The sequence below is a fragment of the Streptomyces sp. NPDC025618 genome, assembly GCF_055558795.1.
Map to the genome: position 1 here is coordinate 46,793 of NZ_JBVHLW010000016.1, position 19,965 is coordinate 66,757.

Annotated in this window: 21 protein-coding genes; 19 read left to right on the forward strand and 2 right to left on the reverse strand. The window is 71.9% G+C overall.

What is annotated here, in order from left to right; all coding sequences use genetic code 11:
* Positions 1-141: 141 nt before the first annotated feature.
* The 14 genes from ACZ4A5_RS16245 (at position 142) to ACZ4A5_RS16310 (ending at position 13,116) form a co-directional block, all read left to right on the forward strand.
* A complete protein-coding gene (locus ACZ4A5_RS16245; protein ID WP_467583373.1) occupies positions 142-1,122 on the forward strand; it encodes an ABC transporter ATP-binding protein in 981 nt (326 codons plus the stop codon).
* Positions 1,119-2,171 (forward strand): ABC transporter permease, encoded by a 1,053-nt coding sequence (locus ACZ4A5_RS16250; protein WP_467583376.1) that lies wholly within the window; start codon positions 1,119-1,121, stop codon positions 2,169-2,171. Before ACZ4A5_RS16245 ends, ACZ4A5_RS16250 begins: the two co-directional genes overlap by 4 nt.
* Positions 2,168-3,502, forward strand: a complete 1,335-nt coding sequence (locus ACZ4A5_RS16255) for a YcaO-like family protein (protein WP_398870566.1) — start codon at positions 2,168-2,170, stop codon at positions 3,500-3,502. The genes ACZ4A5_RS16250 and ACZ4A5_RS16255 overlap by 4 nt, the downstream gene beginning before the upstream one ends.
* Positions 3,503-3,546: 44 nt before the next feature.
* On the forward strand, positions 3,547-4,257 hold the full coding sequence (locus ACZ4A5_RS16260; RefSeq protein ID WP_467583383.1) for a TOMM precursor leader peptide-binding protein: 711 nt from the start codon (positions 3,547-3,549) through the stop codon (positions 4,255-4,257).
* Positions 4,258-4,267: 10 nt separating this feature from the next.
* Complete coding sequence (locus ACZ4A5_RS16265; protein ID WP_467583385.1) at positions 4,268-5,971, forward strand: nitroreductase family protein; 1,704 nt, start codon at positions 4,268-4,270, stop codon at positions 5,969-5,971.
* 2 nt (positions 5,972-5,973) lie between these two features.
* Complete coding sequence (locus tag ACZ4A5_RS16270) at positions 5,974-6,741, forward strand: nitroreductase family protein (RefSeq protein ID WP_467583388.1); 768 nt, start codon at positions 5,974-5,976, stop codon at positions 6,739-6,741.
* A gap of 453 nt (positions 6,742-7,194) precedes the next feature.
* Entirely contained in the window at positions 7,195-7,377 is a 183-nt protein-coding gene (locus tag ACZ4A5_RS16275) for a thiocillin family RiPP (RefSeq protein WP_398870570.1), read from the forward strand.
* A gap of 44 nt (positions 7,378-7,421) precedes the next feature.
* Positions 7,422-7,595, forward strand: coding sequence for a thiocillin family RiPP (locus ACZ4A5_RS16280; RefSeq protein WP_361522292.1), 174 nt, complete (start codon positions 7,422-7,424; stop codon positions 7,593-7,595).
* Positions 7,596-7,625: 30 nt separating this feature from the next.
* A complete protein-coding gene (locus ACZ4A5_RS16285; RefSeq protein WP_467583392.1) occupies positions 7,626-7,790 on the forward strand; it encodes a thiocillin family RiPP in 165 nt (54 codons plus the stop codon).
* Positions 7,791-7,821: 31 nt separating this feature from the next.
* Positions 7,822-8,007, forward strand: a complete 186-nt coding sequence (locus ACZ4A5_RS16290; RefSeq protein ID WP_467583396.1) for a thiocillin family RiPP — start codon at positions 7,822-7,824, stop codon at positions 8,005-8,007.
* A 118-nt stretch (positions 8,008-8,125) separates the two neighbouring features.
* Positions 8,126-9,307: a PqqD family peptide modification chaperone gene (locus tag ACZ4A5_RS16295; RefSeq protein WP_467583398.1), complete on the forward strand. Its 1,182-nt coding sequence runs from the start codon at positions 8,126-8,128 to the stop codon at positions 9,305-9,307.
* Complete coding sequence (locus ACZ4A5_RS16300; protein ID WP_467583401.1) at positions 9,304-11,919, forward strand: hypothetical protein; 2,616 nt, start codon at positions 9,304-9,306, stop codon at positions 11,917-11,919. Before ACZ4A5_RS16295 ends, ACZ4A5_RS16300 begins: the two co-directional genes overlap by 4 nt.
* Positions 11,920-11,921: 2 nt before the next feature.
* Positions 11,922-12,860: a lantibiotic dehydratase C-terminal domain-containing protein gene (locus ACZ4A5_RS16305; RefSeq protein ID WP_467583404.1), complete on the forward strand. Its 939-nt coding sequence runs from the start codon at positions 11,922-11,924 to the stop codon at positions 12,858-12,860.
* 58 nt (positions 12,861-12,918) lie between these two features.
* Complete coding sequence (locus ACZ4A5_RS16310; protein WP_467583408.1) at positions 12,919-13,116, forward strand: hypothetical protein; 198 nt, start codon at positions 12,919-12,921, stop codon at positions 13,114-13,116.
* A 98-nt stretch (positions 13,117-13,214) separates the two neighbouring features.
* Here ACZ4A5_RS16310 and ACZ4A5_RS16315 read toward each other — a convergent pair whose 3' ends face one another.
* Entirely contained in the window at positions 13,215-13,865 is a 651-nt protein-coding gene (locus ACZ4A5_RS16315; protein WP_467583411.1) for a response regulator, read from the reverse strand.
* Positions 13,866-14,107: 242 nt separating this feature from the next.
* Between ACZ4A5_RS16315 and ACZ4A5_RS16320 the strand changes: the two genes are divergently transcribed.
* The 4 genes from ACZ4A5_RS16320 (at position 14,108) to ACZ4A5_RS16335 (ending at position 17,510) form a co-directional block, all read left to right on the forward strand.
* Positions 14,108-14,566, forward strand: a complete 459-nt coding sequence (locus ACZ4A5_RS16320; protein ID WP_467583414.1) for a helix-turn-helix domain-containing protein — start codon at positions 14,108-14,110, stop codon at positions 14,564-14,566.
* Between the two features lie 9 nt (positions 14,567-14,575).
* The gene (locus tag ACZ4A5_RS16325) at positions 14,576-15,091 is read left to right on the forward strand and encodes a hypothetical protein (RefSeq protein WP_467583417.1); all 516 of its coding nucleotides are present in this window, start codon (positions 14,576-14,578) and stop codon (positions 15,089-15,091) included.
* Positions 15,088-16,218 (forward strand): MAB_1171c family putative transporter, encoded by a 1,131-nt coding sequence (locus tag ACZ4A5_RS16330; protein WP_467583419.1) that lies wholly within the window; start codon positions 15,088-15,090, stop codon positions 16,216-16,218. Before ACZ4A5_RS16325 ends, ACZ4A5_RS16330 begins: the two co-directional genes overlap by 4 nt.
* 68 nt (positions 16,219-16,286) lie before the next feature.
* Positions 16,287-17,510, forward strand: coding sequence for an amidohydrolase family protein (locus tag ACZ4A5_RS16335; protein WP_467583422.1), 1,224 nt, complete (start codon positions 16,287-16,289; stop codon positions 17,508-17,510).
* Positions 17,511-17,567: 57 nt separating this feature from the next.
* On the opposite strand, the gene ACZ4A5_RS16340 is transcribed toward ACZ4A5_RS16335, so the two are convergent.
* Positions 17,568-18,626 carry a DUF4190 domain-containing protein gene (locus ACZ4A5_RS16340; RefSeq protein WP_467583425.1) on the reverse strand — a complete coding sequence of 353 codons (1,059 nt, stop codon included), beginning with the start codon at positions 18,624-18,626 and terminating at the stop codon, positions 17,568-17,570.
* Between the two features lie 373 nt (positions 18,627-18,999).
* On the opposite strand from ACZ4A5_RS16340, the gene ACZ4A5_RS16345 reads away from it, so the two are divergent.
* Positions 19,000-19,887 carry a phenylalanine 4-monooxygenase gene (locus ACZ4A5_RS16345; RefSeq protein WP_467583428.1) on the forward strand — a complete coding sequence of 296 codons (888 nt, stop codon included), beginning with the start codon at positions 19,000-19,002 and terminating at the stop codon, positions 19,885-19,887.
* Positions 19,888-19,965: the final 78 nt, after the last annotated feature.

Consider the following 19,965-nt stretch of genomic DNA (forward strand, 5'->3'; position numbering starts at 1 on the left):
TGAGGCCCCCGGTGCCGCCCGCGCGAAAGGATTCGAACGTAAGTCGCCGCGGGTCCGGCAAGGGAAATCGCCGGGGCCGAAAAGGAAGGACGAAGGTCGTTGGCTGTGGACAGCGGGAGAACGGAAAGGGTGGTGGATTCCATGAACGTCGAGAAAAACGGGGGATGTTCAGGGGATTCGCCCGCCGGTGCCGTTGTGGTGATCCGCGAGCTGTCCAAGGAGTACGACGGTAAGAGAGCGGTCAGCGATGTCACCCTGGAAATCCGCCGGGGCGAGATATTCGGCTTGCTGGGACCGAACGGTGCCGGCAAGACGACGACGCTGGAATGCCTGACGGGACTTCGCCGCCCGACGTCCGGATCGGTCGAGGTGCTCGGCCACGATCCGGCGAAGGGGACGGAGGAACTGCGCCGGATGGTCGCGGTGCAGCCACAGGAAGCCAATCTCTTCCCGCAGTTGACCGTGCGGGAGACGGTCGAACTCTGGGCCTCTTTCTATCCTTCCCCCGACGACATCGACGGTGTGCTTGAGCGCGTCGGCCTGACGGAATCAGCCTTCCGCCGGGTCAAGGCGCTGTCCGGGGGACAAGCACGCCGGCTCCTGCTCGCCGTCGCGGTCGTCGGCCGTCCCGACGTCCTCGTGCTGGACGAGCCGGCGGCGGGTCTCGACCCGCAGGCCAAGGAGCTGTTGTGGGCGGTGGTGCGGCAGCACCGGCGGAACGGGGGGGCGGTGCTGCTCACCACCCACGACATGAACGAGGCCACGGAGCTGTGCGACCGCGTGGCCGTGCTCGTGGGCGGCCGGGTGGCGGCGTGCGACACGCCGGCGCGGCTCGTCTCGGAGCTGACGACCACGAGCGAGGTCACCTTCACCACCGACTCCGGGACCGACCTCGACGAGATCCGCGCCGTACCCGGTGTGACCTCGGTGGAGGCGCGTCCCGAGGGGGCCGGGAAGGTGGCCGTCCGGGTCCGTACGACCGAGAGCGACGAGACCTTGCGGCGCATCGCCGCGGAGCCGAAATGGGCGGCGTCGGAGCTGGCGATCACCCGGGGCGGCATGGACGAGGTGTTCCGCACCCTCGCCACGAAGACCACGCGGGCCGAGGAGCCGAGCGAATGATTCCCACACTCACTCCCGCCTTCACGCAATTGGTCAAGGCCAACAGCCGGGAGCTCTTCCGGGACGGCAAGACCATCTTCTTCGTCCTGCTCTTCCCGCTGCTTTTCGTCGCCATGTTCATCGGTATCGGCCTGCTCAACACGGGCGGCTCGTACAAGATGGCCGTGACGCCCGCGAAGAATCAGCAGGAGATCATCCGTGAACTGTCGCACTCCAGCGGGTTCAAGGCCGAGCCGTGGCACAGGAAGAGCCTTCCGGAGAACGGCGATCTGGCCGGTTACGACGCGATCGTCTATCCGTCGGCCGCATCTGGCGACCGCGCCATGGTGGTCGTCGACTCCGCGAAGTTCGGTGCGCTGAAGGGCATCCGTTCGGCGCTCGGGCACAGCGGGATCTCCGCCTCGAAGGTGGATTTCCGGACCCCGGACGGCGGAAAGCCCTTCGACCCGATCAAGATCTCTCTGCCCACCGCGCTGCTGATGGCGCTGATGTCCATGGCCTTCTTCGGCACGGCGACCCCGCTGATCGCGCTGCGGGCCCGCGGCACCCTGCGCCTGCTGGGCACGACCCCGCTGCGCAGGCGGACCTTCGTACTGGCCCAGGCGCCGGTGCGGCTGGCCCTGGTCGCGGTGCAGCTGGTGGTGCTGGGGGCGATCGCGGTCGGGCTCGGGTTCCTGCCGGCGGTGGACGCCGTGCGCGTGCTCGGCACGGGGTTTCTCGGCGCCGTGATGCTCTTCGCCTTCGGGTATCTGGTCGCCGCCTGGATGCGCAACGCCGAGGTGGCGAACGGGCTGCTGGCCGTGCTGATGCCGCTGGTCCTGTTCGCCAGCGGGCTGTTCCTGCCGCTGGACCTCCTGCCCTCGGTGGTGCGGGACGTCTCCAAGGCACTGCCCACCACCTATCTGGTGGACGCGCTGACGCATGACTTGACCGGTGCCCCTTCCACGTACGGCCTCACCCTCGACTGGCTGGTCCTGCTGGCCGGGGCGGTGCTCTTCGGCGGGCTCGCCGCCCGCCTCTTCAGCTGGGACCAGGGAGAAGAACGATGACCACATCCTCGCTACAGTCCGGCCTGGGCCGGCTCACCGATCTGGACGCCCTGGTGGGGCCCTACGGTCTGGTCAGCCGCACGCAGCGGCTGCCCAACCACCCGGGTGACGCCCGCTTCCCGATCTTCACCGCCTCGCTCGGCGACATCGCGCACGTGTCGGAGAACGTCGCCGTCTCCGTACGGGGACAGGGCGCGCGCGGTGACATGGACGGCGCGGGCGGCGCGCCGGATCCCGAGCGGGCCGCCCGGCTGAGCGTGGCCGAGGCCCTGGAGCGCTACTCCACCTGCGTCGAGCAGCCCGAGTGGACCATCTGGGCCACCGCCGAGGAGCTGGGCGAAGAGGCGCTGGACCTGCGGAAGTTCCCCCGCTGCTCGCCGACGGAGCTCGCGCACCCCAAGGCGCTGACCGTCGACATCGACACCCGGGCGCCGATGCGCTGGGTGCGGGGCTGGTCGCTCACCCGGCGCGAGCCGAAGTGGGTGCCCGCGGTCCAGACGTGGATGCACATCTCGCCGCTCTCCGCGGGCGAGCGCGCCTGGAACCCCATCTCCACCGGCTGCGCCACGCACACGGACCTCGGCCAGGCGCTCGTCAACGCGCTGTGCGAGGTGGTGGAGCGGGACTCCATCGCGCTCACCTGGTACCAGAAACTCGCCCTGCCGCGCATCGAGTTCGACCAGGTCCCGGACGCGCTGGCGCCGTTCCTGGAGAAGTCGCGCAAGAGCCTGGTGGAGACGGTCTTCTTCGACGCCACCACCGACCTGGGCATCCCGACGATCTACTCGATCGACCTGTCCCCGGACAACGAGGTGCTGGGGCAGATGGTGATGTGCAACACCAGCCTCGACCCGGCCGACTCGGTCGCGAAGATCGTCCGCGAGTCCGCGTCGTCCCGCATCGCCATGCAGGCGCGGCGGGAGATGCCGGAGTCCGTCGACGACTTCCAGCACGTCTTCCACGGCGCGTCCTACATGGGCCGGCCGGACCGGCGGTCCGACTTCGACTTCCTCCTGGACAGCCCCGCGCGCCGGGCGTTCAGCGAGATGCCGGCCATGACCACCGGGGAGAGCGGGCGCGACCTCGCGCTGCTCGTCGATCTGCTCGACCGCGCGGGCTACGAGGCCGTCGCCGTGGAGTGCACCACGGACGAGGCGCGCGACGTGGGCTTCCGCGTGGTGCGGGTGGTCGTACCGGAGCTGATGCCGCTCTCCTTCACCCACCGGGCCCGCTATCTGGCCCACCCGCGGCTCTACGACGCGCCGCGCCGGATGGGCCACCCGGTGCGCCAGGAGGCGGAGATCAACCCGCTGCCGCAGCCGTTCGCCTGAGCCCGGGCGCCAAGACCTGACACGTTTCGGAGAAATGGACTTCCATGACCAAGGTGCATGTGCTCGCAGTCGGTGACTTCGGTGTCGCCGTCGCGGAGCGGCTCCGCCGGGAACACGACGGCGTCGTGGTCACCACGGACCGGGACGGCCATCTGCGGTACCCCGCCGGCTGGCCGCGGGCGGACGTCCGCGTCCTGGTCTCCTGGCGCGAGGTCCCGCACCTGGCGGACGTCCTCGACGCCCGGTCGGCCGACTGGCGGACGCCGTGGTTCCCCATCGTGGCCGAACACCCGCGGCTGCGGATCGGTCCGCTGGTCGTACCGGGCGCCGGTGCCTGCTACCGCTGCTTCGGCAAGCGCCGCAAGCAGCACGAGCGGGACAGCGCGATCACCTCGGCCCTGCACGCCCACTACGACGCCACGCCCACGGCCGGCCCGGAGGGCTTCCTCCCGCAGCACGTGGCGCTGGCCGCCGGCTCCGCGCGCGACCTGCTGCACCGCCTGGAGAACGACGGCGGACAGCGGGACGCGGGGACCGTACGCCACTGGCACCTGCTGGAACAGCTCATCACCAGCGCGCGGGTCGTCGGCGTCCACGGCTGTGACCGCTGCCGGACCCGCGCGGGGGCGGGCCCGGCCGGTTCCAGCTGGCAGGACCTGGCCGACGACCTGGCCCCGTGGCTGCCCGCCAAGCGGCCGTCCGCGCCGGGCACGCCCACCCCGGTGGCCGCGCCCTCGATCCCCGCCCGTCAGTGAGGTAAAGGCCATGGCCGACAGCAAACTCATCTCAGCCCAGGACATGCGCCGCGCCGTCGCGACGGACCCGCAGTTCACCGCGCCGGTCCGGCCGGCGCTCTGCCGGGGTCTGGTGCTGCTCCCCATCGAGGGCGGGCTGCTCGTCGAGGGCTCCCCGACCCGTCAGATCCTGCGTGGCACGGCCACCCGGGACCTCATCCCCAAGCTGCTGCCCCTCCTGGACGGCACCCGCGACCAGGAGGCGATCGCCGAGGCCGCCGGGGTGCCGGTGGAGCACGTGGCCCAGGTGGTCGCGCTGCTGTACACCTGCGGGCTGCTGGAGGAGGGCGACCCCTCCGGCACGCACCCCGTCGACGACGCCGAGGCCGGGAGCGGCGCGGCGCACGCCGCCCGCTACTGGTCGCGCAGTCTCGACTCCACGCGCGTCAACCGCAACACAGCCGAGGTGCTGGACCGGCTGCGTGAGACACGCGTGACGGTCGTCGGTGACACCGAGTTCGGCGCGCAGGTGGCCGAACTGCTCCTCGCCGCGGGCATGGAGCGCGCGGCGCGGGCCGACGTCTCGTCGTTCCCCTCCGCCGACCGGCCCGACCTGGTGATCGCACTCACCGAGGACTCGTCGACGAACCTGCGCGGCGTCGCCGACTGGTGCGCGGAGCACGATGTTCCGCTGATCCCGGCCCGGTTGACCGACGGCATGCTCGACGTGGGCCCCTACGTCGACACGAAGTTCACCGTCTCGTTCGCGGAGGCGGAGCGGCAGCGGGTCACCGCACCGGCGCCCGCCGAGCGGTCGTACGTACCGGCCCCGGCGGTCCGGCGTGCCCTGGCCGCCTCCCTCGTCGCCAACCAGGTGACCACGGTCGTCGGCAGGGTGGGCTCCGCGCCGGTGCTGCGCGGGCTGCTCCGGGCCGACCTGGTCGAGTGGACCCAGACGGTCCATGTCGTCGCCCAGGTGCCGGACGTCACGGACGCGCGATCGACGCTGACCGAGGCGGGCGTGCCGCTCGCCCTGGCCTTCGAGGCGTCGGTCGGCTTCCCGCCGCGCAAGCTGCTCAACCCGCGTGACCACCAGGCTCATTACAAGCCGGGCAACATCGCGCTCCAGCACGACAGCAAGCGCTGGCCGAGCGCGCGGACGCTGGAGCTGCCCCGCGAAGGCGCCTTCCCGTACACGCCGTTGGGCCTGGACGCGCCGGAACCGGCATCGGGCGTCGACCTCGCCCGGCTCTCGTCGGTGCTGCTGCGGGGCGCCGGGCTGCGCGACGAGGCCGAGCCGACCCGCCAGGTGCAGCGGTGGAACCCCACCGGCGGCAACCTCGGCTCGGTGCAACTGCACGTCGTCGCCAACGGCGTGGCCGGGCTCGAGGACGGCACCTGGGGCTATCTGACGCACTCCCACGGCCTGGCCCGGCTCTCGGGTGCCACGGACGCGGGAACGGGGCACACGGGGCAGCCCGTGGCCGTCGTGCTCACCGGGGCGCTGGCGCGGGTCGCCTCGAAGTATTCGGGTTTCGCCTGGCGCGTCGTCCATCTCGACGCGGGCGTGGCCATCGCGCAGATGAGTCACGTGGCCCGCTCCCTGGGCCTCGACGCGCGGCCTCTCGACCGCTGGGACGACCTCCACCTGGCCGGCCTGCTCGACCTCGACCTCGACGCCGAACCCGTCACCGGTGTCCTGCTGCTGCGGCCCTCCGCCGCGAAGGAGTCCTGATCATGGAGACGACGCGCGTCGGCGAACCGAACGACCGCCGGATCGACCTGCTGCCCGACCACGGCGACGTGCTCAGGGAGCTCCAGTCCCGCAGCCGTCTGACCGCCGAGGACCTGCTGGAGGCCGCCCCGGCCGCCGACCCCGCGCTGCGGGAGCCGCTGGCCCCGGCCGACGCGGCCGAGGCGCACGGCATCAGCGCCGTGAGCGCCCCGCCGGCCCTGGTGGCCCTGGAGACCGCGCTGCGCCGCCGCAAGTCCGTACGGGCCTACGACGGCGAGCCGGTGCCGGTCGAGCTGCTCGCCTCTGTCGTACGGCAGGCGGCCGACTTCGACCGGTCGGCCTGGCCGGACCACGAGGGCGGCGCGGGGCTGGAGTTCCTCGTCGCGGCCCGCTCGGTGGCCGGCCTGCCGCAGGGGCTGTACCTCCACTCCGCCGACCGGGGCGACTTCACCCCGCTCGCCGAACTGCCGGACGGCGAGGCGGCCGCTGATCTCGTCCTCCAGCTCGAGTACGCGGACGCGCCCGCCATCGTGATCGTGTGCGGGCCGCTGGCGGCGTCGCTCGACCGGCACGGCGAGCACGGGCACCGGCTGCTGCTGACGCGGGCCGGCGCGGCCGCTCAGACGGCTTGGCTGGCGGCTCTGTCGCATGGTCTCTCCGGCAGCATCTTCGCCGGGTTCCTGGCGGCGGCGCTCAAGCCGTTGGTCGCGGTGGACGGTTATCGGAACGTGCAGTTGCTGGCGTTTTCGCTGGGGTACGAGGCCCGCTGACGCGGGGGGCGGATTTCAAGCGCGCCCGGTCGGCGCCTGCTGCGCTTTGTTCCCCCCTTCCGGCTGCATCTGATGTGCGGCTCCGCCGCGCGGGGTGCGTGCCCCCAGGTCCCCGGCTGTGGGCCGATTGGCGCCTGCGGCGGGCTTCTTCCCCAGCCCCGCCCCTTCCCGAAACCGGGGGCAAGCCCCCAGGCCCCTTCATGTGGGCGCCCGATTCAGCCCGTCCGGCCCTTGAGGACGCGCCCGCAGGCGGCAACGGGCCCGCAGCCCGGGGCCTGAGGCGGAGCCGCACATAGATGCGGCCGGGAAGGGGCGGAGCTGCGAAACGAGCACGCCGCGGGCGCACGCAGCCCGCACCGGGCCACACACCCGCATCACCACAGACTCCGTGCCCTCACCGAGGACACGGCTTCACGCGAGGACACCCGTCCTCCCATCCGAAGGAACACGAACATGCTCGCTCAGAACACCGAGCCGATGACCCTCGACCTCTTCGCCGAGGACACCTCCCTCGTCGTCGACACCCTGCCCAACGAGGCCGCGCTCGCCTCCGTCGCCACGGTCGGCTCGCTGGGCTGCCTGACCTGCCCCGGCTCGACCTTCATGACCAGCGGTACCGCCAGCTCGCAGGGCTGAGCCGGGCCGCGGGAAACAACCGACCCTCCTGAAAGGAGCACTCCATGCGTGAGATCGACCAGATCGATCTGTTCGCCGAGGACGCCGCCGGCCTGACGGCGGAGGTCCTCGACGACGCGGCCCTGCTGGGGACGTGGGGTTCATTCGGCACGTTCACCAGCTTCGCCTGCCCGGCGTCGAGCGCGGCGACCAGCGCCAGCGCCTCGTCCGCCGGCTGACCGAACGACTACCGGAGAGAAGGACTCACCATGAACGACCAGACGCAGGTCGACCTCTTCGCCGAGGACTTCGGCGCGCTCCAGGTCGAGCAGCTGAACGAGACCGTGCTGCTCGGCACCTGGACCTCGACCAGCACCATCGGCTCGGCGGGTTCGACCGCCTCCACCGCGAGCACCGCTTCCTGCACCAGCTGAGGCCCCGGGCCTTCCGGAAAGGATCTTCACCATGCTTCGCACCGACTCGGTGATCAACGACGCGTTCGCGATCGACCTCAGCGTCGAGGACATGACCGTCGAGCAGCTCGACGAGGCGGCCCTGCTGGGCACCGCCGGCAGCTTCGGCACGGGCGCCTGCGCCAGCTGCCCGGCCGCCTGCTTCACCAGCGCCGGCTCGTTCTCCTCGGCGGGCTGATCACTCAGGCCGCCGCACCGCTCGTGAGCTGAGGCCATGAGCAACGCCGCCGGGTCGGCAATGTGCAAGATTGCCGACCCGGCGGCGCCACCCGTCAGTATTCCCCAGGAGGTCAGCCATGCGACTCCCCGCAGCGGCCACCACCCGTACGAAAGCCGCGCCCGGTGACGCGCGTGCGCGGCACAGTGCGCAGGCGCCCGAGGACACCGCCTGGCTCGACACCGCGCCGCTCGCCCTGAAGGACTCCATCGAGCAGATGGACGGCATCGACGGGCGCCCCCTGCTCTTCGACACGGAGACCGGGCAGTACGTCGCCCTGTCCCGCGCCGGAACGGCCATCCTGGCCCTCCTCGACGACGCTCCCACGGCCCGCGAGGTGGTCCGCCGGGTGACGGCCGCCTCCTCCGCGGACCCGGACCGCATCGAGACCTCCGTCGTGCGTTTCCTCGGGGAGCTGCGGCAGGCGGGCGTGCTGACCCTCGCGCCTCAGGGACAGAACCGCAGACAGCGGCTGATGAAGCACTCGCTGCGCCAGCGCATGCCGAGGTTCGCCCTCACGCGCTCCGTGCACGTCCTGCTGGAGCCCGTCGCCCGCGTCCTGCGGAGGCTTCCGGTCGCGGCGGTCGTCACCTGCTGGCTGCTGCTGGTGGCCGCGGGTGCGGGCACGGTCTGCGCGGCCCTCGCGGAACGCGGCGTACCGCACCTGTCCTCCTGGGCCTGGCTGGCCATGCTGCTGCTCGCCGCGCAGATCGCCGTCCACGAGCTCGGGCACGCCCTGGTCTGCCAGTACCTGCGGGTGCCCGTGCGCGAAGCGGGCATCACGCTGATGCTCTACGTCATGCCGGTGGCGTACGTCGACCGGACGGACGCCTACCGTGTGCGCAGCCGTGCCCCCCGTGTGCTCATCGCCCTGGCCGGACCGCTCAGCGACGCCATCTGGGCGGGCGTGACCGCCGTGGTGCTGCTGTCCACGCACGGCGCCGTGGCCGACGTGGCCGGCGCGCTGCTCTACTCCCAGCTCTTCCTGATGATGATCAACCTCAATCCCCTGCTGCCGTCGGACGGTTACCAGGCGCTGGAGTCGGCCATGGGTTCCGTCAATCTGCGCGGCCGTTCCTTCGCCTATCTGACGCACCTGGTCACCCGCGTGCCCCTGCCCAGCCACCTGCTCGCCGCCTCCCGCGCGAAGCGGGCCGGCTATCTGACCTTCGGCGGACTGTGCCTGGCCTACGGGGTGTTCATGGTCGGCGCGGTGCTGCTCTCCTGGTGGCACATCATCGAGGCGGTGCGCGGAGCATGACGACCGCCCCGTCCCTCACCTCCGTGGACAGGCTCACCTCTGCGGACAAGCCCGCTTCCGCGGACAAGCCCGCCTCTGTGGACGCACTCGCCCCCGCGGACGATCTGATCCCCTCCCTGTCGCCCTTCACCCTGCACCGGGTCAACGGCCTGCCGGTCGAAGCGCTCGACGTGGCGCTGCGGGAGACCTCCGCCTCCCTCGCCGCCGAGACGGGGCTGGAGGCCGAACTCCGCTCTGTCGCGGGCCCGCTGGCCGACACCCTGCACGCCGTGGTCCCCTCCCTGGACGGAGCGCCCGGCGTGCGCCGCACCGTGCTGGCACTGCGCCGCGCCGTCCACAACGGCCGCCCGTACGTCCTCACCGGCGACCAGGCCCGCGAGGTGGACGCCGTCCTGGACCCGGCGGCCCGCGAGCTCACCCACCGCTGGCTGGACCGGATGCACCGTCTCACGGAGGCCCGGACCGAGACGGACGCCGCGTATGCCCGGGAGACCGCCGCCGCCACCGAGCGGCTGCGCGAGCTGCTCACCCACCGGGGCCTGTCCCAGGGGCTCGCGCACGCCGCCCCGGGGCTGCTGCGCCATCTGACCCGCAAGCCGCTGCACCCGCACGGCAAGGCGTCCCGCGCGGTCTTCGGCTACGCGTCCCGCGCGGCGCTCAAGACGAGCCCCTTCTCGCGGCTGACGGCGGTCGCGCTCGACGGCGGTACGGCCGACGGCCGCGCGCTGACCTACGTCTCCCAGCAGCACGTCCGTTCCTGGCTCGACCTGCTCGGCCGGGACGAGCGGTTCGCCGCGGCCTTCGAGGCCGAGCCCAACGACGCGGTCCGCCACGTCGCCGGGCGCCCGTACGTCATGGTGCCGTCCTACAACCCGACGGCCGAACTCGCCTGGCGCTCGGACACCCTGGCCGACGCGAGCCTCTACGCGCCGCTCGTGGAGGAGGTGTCCTCCTGGCCGCGCATGCGGGTCACCGAATGCCTCGAAAGGCTCGGCGGGAAGGATCCCTTCGCCGCCTATGTGCGGCTGCTGGACACCGGTTTGCTGCGTATCGTCACCCCCTGGGTGAACGCGGAGGAGCGCCCGCTGTCGGCGCTGGCCCGGGCGCTCGACCGCCTGGACGCCCCGGAGGCCGCCCGGACCGCCGCCCTGCTGCGTGAGGTGGAGGCGGAAACGCACGCCCTCCACGAACTCCCGGGCCCAGAGCGGCTGTCCGTCGTCGACCGTCTGGAGAGCGTCACGCGGACCACCGACGACGCGGCGCTCCCGATGGCCCCGTTCGCCGCCTACGAGGACGCGGTCTCCGACATCCCCGTGGAGCTTCCCGGCGGGCACGTCGGAAGCGACCTGGCCGAGCTGGGCCGGACCGTGCGCCCCTATGTCTTCCGCTCCTACCTCTACGACTGGCTGGTCGAGGAGTTCGTGCGGCGGTACGGCGAGGGCGGCCGGTGTGACGACGTCGTGCGGTTCCTGTGGGAGGTGGCCGCGGATCCCGCCCATGGGCAGCGGCTGTCGCACGCGCTGATGGCGGACTACCGGGCGATCGGCACGCCCACCGAGCGCGCCTGGCTGCCGGTCGGCCGGAGCAGCGCGCCTCCGACCACGGCCGTGCTGTACCAGCTCGCGGCCGAGTCGGCCGACGATGTGCGGGCGGGGCGGTACAAGCTGGTCGTCAACCAATACAACCCCGGAATGGGCGGTTTGGTCGCGCGCTTCCGCAAACTGCTGACGGCGGAACGCCCCGGCGAACCGGACCTGACCGAGGGCCTGCGCGCCTGGATCGGCGACTCCTTCCCCGAAGCCGAGCCGTTCCAGGTCACGTTGAGCGGTGACGTCAACGGCATGCACTACGCCGCCGACGGCGTGCTGCCGCCGTTCCACTGGCCCGGCGAGCCCGGGTCCGAAAGCGTGGCACCCGACGGCGCGCCCGTCGCCCTGCACCACGACGCGGAGAACGGCACCCTGGAGATGACGGGGACGCTCGGCCAGGCCGTCGCGCCCGTGTACCTCGGCGTCGTCCCGTCCCATCTGGTCTCCGGTGTCGCGCGGTTGCTGCTCTGCCTGGCCGATCCGTGGGTCAACGGCTCCCGGCTGTGCTGCACCCGCAGCCCGCTGGACACGGACCCGCCGCTCCCGGAAGGGACGGTGGAGGAGCTCCCCCGTGACGAACGGGGCCGGCTCGTACTGGGCCGCCGCACCTGGCGCTTCGCGCCGGGGCAACTGCCGCGCCCGGAACCCGGCGAGGGCGCCGAGGAGTTCTTCCGCCGGGTGCACCGCTGGCGCACCGGCCACGGCATGCCGGACGAGGTCTTCCTGTCCCTCAGCGGCTCACCCTCGGTGTCGTCGGCGGCCGTCCGCAAGCCGCTGTGGCTGTCGTTCCGCAGCCCGCACGCCGTCTGGGCCGCGGTCCACCACACCCGGGACCTCGACCCGGCCACCAGCGTGCGGCTGGCCGAGGCCCTGCCGGGGCCGGCCGGGCACTGGGTGCGGGACGAGGACGGCATGCGGCACGCCAGCGAGCACGTGTCGATGCTGCGCTGGGACCGGCCGCGGCCGGGACGAGAGAACAGCGGGCACGGCCCCGCTCCCTACGCACGGCTGGAGCAGCGATGACCATGTCGCCACGACCCGCCACGCCGGACTCGGCCGTGGACGCCGGAGGCTGGTGGTACGCCCGCCTGTACCCCGGCGGCCTGGAGCGGCTGGACGCGTCCGTCGACCGGCTGCTGCCGCCGCTCGTGGACCTCGCCGCGGAGTCCGGCGCGGACCGGTGGTTCTTCATCCGCTACACCGACTGGGACGGCCCCCACCTGAGGGTGCGCTTCCACGGCGGCCGCGACCTGCTGGACGCCCTGCACCGCCGCCTTCCGTCACTGCGGGCCGACTGCGTCCGGCTGGGGCGCGAGAGCGCGCCGGAGTACGACCCGCTGTTCGCGATGGACCTGCGCCCCTTCCGGGGGCGGCGGGACGGGGCGGACGTGGGGCTGTACGAGCCCGAGGACGACAAGTACGGCGGGAGCGTGGGCACCCGGCTCGCCGAGGAGGTCTTCGAGCACTCCAGCGACTTGGCGCGGTGGGCCAACGCCTACCCCAGGCTGCCCGACCGCGCGGCGCTCGCGGTGCTGCTGCTGCGCGGGGCGGGCGAGGCGTTGCTGCTCGCCAGCGCCGTCGGTGAGGAGGGCGCGATCGGCCCGGCGCAGTTCTGGCCACGGCACCTGCAGTGGTGGACGCAGGACGCCGGGAGCAAGGCCCCGGGCCTGCGTGATCTGCTCCGGCGCAGCGCGGAACGCGACGAGCGGGGGCTGCGGCAGCGGGCGGAGGCCCTCGACGCCGACCCCGTCGTGCGGCGGTGGACGGATTCCTGGACCGCGGTGCTGACGACGTACCTGAGCCGCACGCGCCGTCATCAAGTGCCGCGCACGACCGGCCATCTCGTTTTCCACCAGGCACATATGATGCTCAACCGGCTCGGCATCCTGCCTCGTGAAGAGGCGATGCTGGGAATCATCGCGGCGTCTATGCGGAATGAAACGGCCCTCCCCGGGCAGGGCTGACGGTAGCCCGGTGACAAGGAACAGCACGACGGCGGCAGCCGGAGGACGGAGAACTCACATGGAACAGCAGGCGTCGGCAAACGGGGGTTCCCCGCTGGTCCTCATCGCCGCCCTGGCCGGAATCGCGGCGGCGGTCGGCGCGGTCGTCTTCCAGGAGACCGCGCCGCGCGCGGTGCTCATAGCCCTCTCCGTCGTGCTCTTCGCCACGGCCGGGAATGTCTGGCGGAGCCGGAAGAACCGGAGCGCCGGAGCGTAGTCGGCCACCGGGGAAACGCCGGGGCCGGATGCGGTGCGCACAGCACGGCATCCGGCCCTTTCACTTGGCATACGGCCCCTGTCGCCTTTTTGAAAGCGTCAGGCGCTCAAGGAGAGTTCCTGGGTCAGCAGGGCTATCTCGATCCTGCTCCTCAGTCCCAGCTTCGCCAGGATGCGGCTCACATGGGTCTTCACGGTGTTCTCCGCCACCTGCATCCGGCGGGCGATCTGCACATTGGACAGGCCCTTGCTCAGATAGCACGCGACTTCCTGTTCCCGCCGGGTCAGCGATCCCAGGCCGGGCAGTCCGACGGCCGGCGAGGTCTCCGGCGGCTTCACCGACACGGCGTGCACGAAGGAACGGACCACGGTGGGATCGATGAATCCCTGGCCGCTCGCCACGAGGTGCACGGCCTGCACGAGTTGGGCCGGGGTGGCGTCCTTGAGCATGAATCCGACGGCGCCCGCCTGAAGGGCCCGTCTGACGTGTGCCGCCAGGCCCAGCGCCGTCAGCACCAGGACATCGCACCCCCGCTCCACGATGCGCCGGGTCGCCTCGATCCCTCCGGCCGTCGCCAGATAGGCGTCCAGCACGACGAGATCCGGATTGAGCGCCTCGCTCATGCCCACGGCCTGCTCGCCGGTGCGCGCCTCCCCCAGCACCTCGATGTCCGGATCCCCCTCCAGGACGCTCACCACCCCCGCGCGCATCGCGTCCTGACCATCGGCGACCACCAGTCGTACCACCACAAATCCCCCCTACGGAACCCGCGCCCCGTCCGCCGTCACACGGCGGGGCGGCGCCCCTCTCAGCGGCCACGAGCCCCACCGCTCTAGACTCACATGCAAGTGCGCCGATCCACGACATTCACCTGAGTGGAACTCCCGGCGGAGCTTAGCCCGGCGGTGGGGGCGATTCAACTGTGGTGAGAACGGCGGAGTCCATGTACGTTTACACGGGTGGAGAAGAGGGCGATGCCGTGGGAGGCGTCATGAGCGAGCGGGCGAGCCGTAGTCTGGCCGACAAGCTCAATCACCTTTTCGCCAGCGTGAAGCCAAGAGGGGGCCAGGAGTACAGCAACGAGCATGTGGCCGAGGCCATTCGCGCGGGCGGCGTCACGATCTCGCAGAGCTACATCTGGCAGCTCCGCAAGGACAAGAAGCAGAACCCGACCCTCAAGCACGTGCAGGCCCTCGCGGACTTCTTCGGCGTACCCGCCGCGTATTTCTTCGACGACGAGGTGACGAGCCGCGTCGAGAAGCAATTGGAGCTCCTCAAGGCCGCGCAGGAGCGCCGGGAAGAGGATGCCGCCGGCCCGGATGTGAAGCTGATGGCAATGAGGGCCGGTGAGCTGTCCCAGGAGCGCCGCCAACAGGTCATGGATCTGCTGGACGTCGTCTACCGGCTGGAACAAGCGGAACGCCGGGGAGGAATGGACTCCCCCGGCTGAGGAGTGAACGTGAGAGAGCGGGAGCTACGGCGCCGTTGCAAGCGCGAGCTTCGCGCCCTGGACATCCAGCCGCCCCTGGATGTGGCGGAGTTGTGCGAACTCCTCGGTGAGCGGCGACAGCGGCCCATTCGCCTGGTGCCCTACTCGCTGCCGATGCCCGGCCCGTTCGGGGTCTGGATCGCCACCGCGTCCGCGGATTACATCCTGTATCAGCAGGAGACCAGCAAGATCCATCAGGATCACATCATCCTGCACGAGGTGGGCCACATTCTCGCCGACCACCACAGCGACGACGCGGACGACGAATTCTGGCGGCAGATGGCTCCGGACATGTGCCTGGGCACCATCAAGCGGGCCCTGCGCCGTACGTCCTACGACGAGCAGCACGAGCGCGAGGCCGAATTGGTCGCCACCATCATCCTGGAATGGGCCTCCGTCCTGGACCGCGTGACCCCGAAGGCGCCGAGCGACCCGTCCTTGCGCCGGGTGCAGTCGGCCCTCGGAGACCGGCAGGGGTGGCTGTGATCGCCTCCGTCGTCATCGTCGGCATCGTCCTCGTCACCTCCGTGTGCTGGAAGGCCTTCCAGCTGTCGAAGGCGCCGCACGACCACGCCCTGCGCGCCGTCACGCTGTGCCTCGCGTGCGCGACCGTGGCCTTCCCCTTCGGCCTCCCGGTGGCCGCCCGCGCCGTCGACGCCGTCACACTCGCCGGCGCCGCCAAGCTCGTGCAGAACGTGCTGCTGCTCAGCACGGTCTACTGCCTGATGTGCTTCTACCTCTACTCGGCCACGGACAGCGACAGGGGCCGCAGGCGCGCCCGGTGGGAGCTGATCCCCCTGTCGGCCACGATCGTCGTGATCACCCTGCTGACCGTGCTCACCCCGAACCACGCGACCGGGCACGTCTACGCCAGCGCGGACATGCGGGTCACGCACGTCGCCCTCTTCTATCTGGTGGCCGGTCTCTATCTGGCCTACGCGCTGGCCTCCGCCTTCGCCTGGACCCTGCGCTACGCCCGCGCCTCGGCGCGACCCCTCGCCACCGGGCTGTGGCTGGCCGCCGGGGCGATGGCCGGCATGGTGCTCTCCAGCGCCGCGCGGGCGGCGTTCATCCTGGTGCGCTGGCTCGGCGGGGACGTGCCGCGGCCGCTCTCCCGGAGCGTCGCACTGCTCCTCGCGCTCTCCATCCCGGTGTTCGTCATCGGTGTGACCTACCCCGGCATCGCCACCCGCCTCGCGGCGTTCCGCGTCTGGTGGCAGCACCGCCGCAACTACCACCGGCTGCGGCCGCTCTGGCTGCTGCTGCACAAGGCGTATCCGCAGGACGCGCTCGGCCGCGTCCCCACCAACCCCTGGCGGGACGCGCTGCGCGTCCGCAGCGTCCACCGGAGCCACTACCGCAGGGTGATCGAGTGCCGCGACGGCCTGGTGCGGATCAGCCCGTACCTCGCCCGCCTCGGCCTCGCCGACGCCGCCCCGGGCAGCGTCTCGCCGGAGGAGCTCGCGGAGAAGCTGCGGCTGGCGCTGCGGGCCTACGATCCGGACGACCAGTCGGCCCAGAAGGCCATCCCCGTGGCGATGCCGGACGGCGACGGGCTCGATGCCGACGTCCGGCAGCTGGTGGCCCTGTCGGACGCGCTGAGAGCCGCGTGAGCCCGGCCCGACTCCCGTGTCGGCGGACAGAGATGAAGCAAGCGATCCCGTACGGAAATGGTGGCGTGATGGACCTCTTGGTCATGGCAGGACGGGTGCTGACGGAGCCCGGCGGCGGCTGCGTGGAGGACGGCGCGGTGTTCGTCCAGGGCGACAGGATCGCCGCGGTGGGCCCCCGGGCCGAGGTCGAGGCGGCCGTCCCGGAGGACGTGCGGCGGATATCGCTGCCGGACGCCACGGTGCTGCCGGGGCTCATCGACTGCCATGTGCACCTCGCCTTCGACGCGAGCGGCGACCCGGTCGGCGCCCTCCAGGAGAGCGACGACGCCGGTCTGCTCCTGGGCATGGCCAAGCGGGCCGGGCAGTTGGTGCGCAGCGGTGTCACCACGGCGCGCGACCTCGGCGACCGCGGCGCGCTCGCGATGCGGCTGCGGGACGCGATCGCCCGGGGCGACGTACCCGGACCGCGCGTGCTCGCCGCCGGACGGCCGCTGACCGTGCCGGGCGGGCACTGCTGGTTCCTCGGCGGCGAGGTCGAGGGCGAGGAGGCCATCCGCGCGATGGTGCGCCGCAACGCGGCCGACGGCGCCGACGTCATCAAGGTCATGGCCACGGGCGGCGGGCTGACCAAGGGCGGGCACGCGACCTGGGAGTCGCAGTTCACCGAGGAAGAGCTCCGCGTCGTGGTGGCGGAGGCCCGCGCCCTCGGCCTGCCGGTCGCCGCGCACGCGCACGGCACGGAGGGGATCGCCGCGGCGGTGGCCGCCGGGGTGAACACCATCGAGCACTGCACGTGGATGACGGAGGGCGGTTTCGACGCCCGTGAGGACGTCGTCGCCGAGATCGCCGCCAAGGGGATCCAGGTGTGCCCGGCGGCGAGCCCCAACTGGCGGGCGTTCGCCGAGCGGTTCGGTTACGAGCGGGCCGACGTGCTGTTCGCGCGCGTGCGCTGGATGGCCGAGCAGGGGGTGTCCCTGATCGCCGGTACGGACGCGGGCGTGCCGCGCGCGGAGTTCGACAACCTGGTGGGCAGCCTGGAGTTCTTCCGCTACCTGGGCTTCCCGGAGGCGCGGATCATCGACATGGCGACCGTCGACGCCGCGCGCGCCCTGGGCATCGCGGAGGAGACCGGGCGGCTGGCAGCGGGGCACCGCGCCGACCTCCTCGTCGTCGGCGGCAACCCGCTGGACGATCTGGAGGCCCTGCGCGACGTCCGCCTCGTGCTGGCCGGGGGCCGGCCGCACGTCCCGGAGAGCGCTCTGACCCGGCTCACCGGAGCGGACCGGGCGTAGACGGAAGAAGGGCCGGAGCGGTGTACCGCTCCGGCCCTCTTCACACACAGCGCGCGGTTACTTGACCGAGCCGCTCCAGGCGGCTTCCTTGTAGGCCACCACGGCCGGTTCGACGCTGACCTCCATGCGGTCGCCGGCCTTCTTCTCGGGCACCAGGTAGAGGTAGGTGCCGCTCACCGACTTGCCCGCGTGCGGGCGGCCGGTGATGCCCTGGCTGAAGCCGATGCCGTTGCGGGTGTCGAAGGTGCGCTCCAGGCCCGCGCCGTCGCCGTCACGCGCCTTGACCGAGGTGAGGTCGAGGTTCACGGTCTTGTCCGTGCCGTTCTCGACGGTCACCTCGACCTTGTAGGCGACGTACCCCTCCTTGGCGCTGTACCCGCTGAGTTCGGTCTTCTCCGGCCGCGCGACCGTGACCTTGAGGCCGTTCGCGTAGCGGGCCGTCTCGCCGAAGTCGAGGGTCTGTGCGTCCGGCTTCGTCAGGCCGTCGTCCTCGTCCTCCTCCTCGGACGGCGTGGGCTCCACACTGGCGGACGTGTCGCGGTCCCGGGCATCCTCGTCGATCCCCTTCTTGACCTCGCCGACGAGGAAGACGGTCAGCACCAGACCGACGACGGACAGGGCGATGCCGACACCACCGAGCGCGGTGCCCACGATCGCCATCGGCTTGTTCGACGCCAGGCCGTTGCGCGCGCGGTTCCAGCCGACGATGCCGAACACGACGGCCAGGACGGCCAGGATCGCCGTCAGCCAGAAGAGAAAGAAGACGAATCCGGTCGTCACCGCGATGCAGCCGAGCACCAGCGCCGTGATCCCGGCGCCGTTGCTGGGCAGCACGGGCGGCGGCGGGGGGAAGCCGAGCGGCGGAGCGGGCGGCAGGCCCCAGTGCGGCGGCGGTACGTGCATGCCGGGTGCCGGGGCCGGGTGCGCCCCGAACGGCGACTGAGGCTGCGTGCCGGGCGGGGGCACCTGCGCGCCGGGGAACGGCGGGACCTGCGGTCCGGGCGCCGGGGGAGCCTGGATCCCGGCCGCCGGAGACATCCGCTCTCCGGCCGGAGCCTGCTCCGTGGCGGAGGAAGGCCGCTCCGTCGCGGACGAGGCCGGCTTCGTCAGGGACAAGGCCGGCTCCGCGCCGGACGACAGGGGCTCCTTCGCGAGCGACGGCTCGGTGCCGGGCGGAGGCTCTGTACGCAGCGACGGCTCAGTCCCAGGCGACGGCTCTGCCCCGGAGGGCAAGGGCTCTGTCCCGGACGGCGGCGGAGGAGTGGACGACGGGGTGGTCATGCACGCGGCTTTCTGGGGCAGGGTGGGTGGTCGAGGGGGTGCGGATGCCTGGGACAGCGCGAATGATCTTGTGGCCTTTGTCAAACTTTTAGGCAAACCTTGACGAAGAGTATCCCGCGCGCCGAGCGCCGCAGCCGCCTGGAGGCCACCGACTGGCCCCGATATCGCACTGGTTACGCTTTTGATCCACTTGGGCACTGTGTGTGTCATGAGCGATGCGTGGATGCGAACGCCCGTCACGCCGGACGGGCGCCTGGGCACACCGGCGGAGCACCCGGGGCGGCGCGACCGGGGGTACCTGGCACGGCGGGCGGCGCTGGCGCGGCCGGCCCGCGGGCACCGGGTGGGCGACCCCTCGCCCCACGTGGCGTACACCGAGAGCGAGCACGCGACCTGGCGCACGGTCCACGCGGCGCTGACCGACGCCCACCGCCGGTACGCGCACCGCGCGATCCTGGCCGCCGCCGAGGGCGCTCCCATCCCCGCGGACCGCGTCCCCCAGCACGAGGAAGTGAGCGCCGAACTGCGGCGCTTGACCGGGTTCGCGTTCACGCTCGCCGGGGGCTTCGTGGACAACCGGCGCTTCCTGGGCTCGATGGAGAGCGGGTATTTCCACGCCGTGCAGTTCGTGCGCCATCCGTCGATACCGCTGTACACGCCCGAACCGGACGTGATCCACGACGTGTTCGGGCACGGCATCCACCTCGCGTCCCCCCGCTTCGCCGAGCTCTACCGCCTCTTCGGGCGCGCGGCCCTGCGGGTGCGCACGCGCCAGGCCCTGGACCTGATCAGCCGGGTGTACTGGTTCACGCTGGAGTTCGGCGTGATGGCGGACCGCGCGGAGACCAAGGCGTACGGCGCGGCGCTCCTCTCTTCCTCCGGGGAGCTCGCGCAACTGGGCCGCTGCGAGATCCGCGAGCTGGACCCGTCCGACATGGTGCGGACGCGCTACCGCGTCTCGGGATACCAGCCGGTGCTCTTCCGCGCGCGGTCGCCGGAGCACCTCGCCGATGTGCTCGCGGAGTTCCTGGAGGACTTCGACGACGAGGAGGGCTCGCGGCTGGCCGTCCACGCGAGCCGCGGCGACCGCTCCTGACCCCGGTGAGCTGGGCGGGAAGCCGGGCCGACGGCGTTGCCGGAGGCTGCCGACGACCTTACCGGAGGCTGGAGTTCC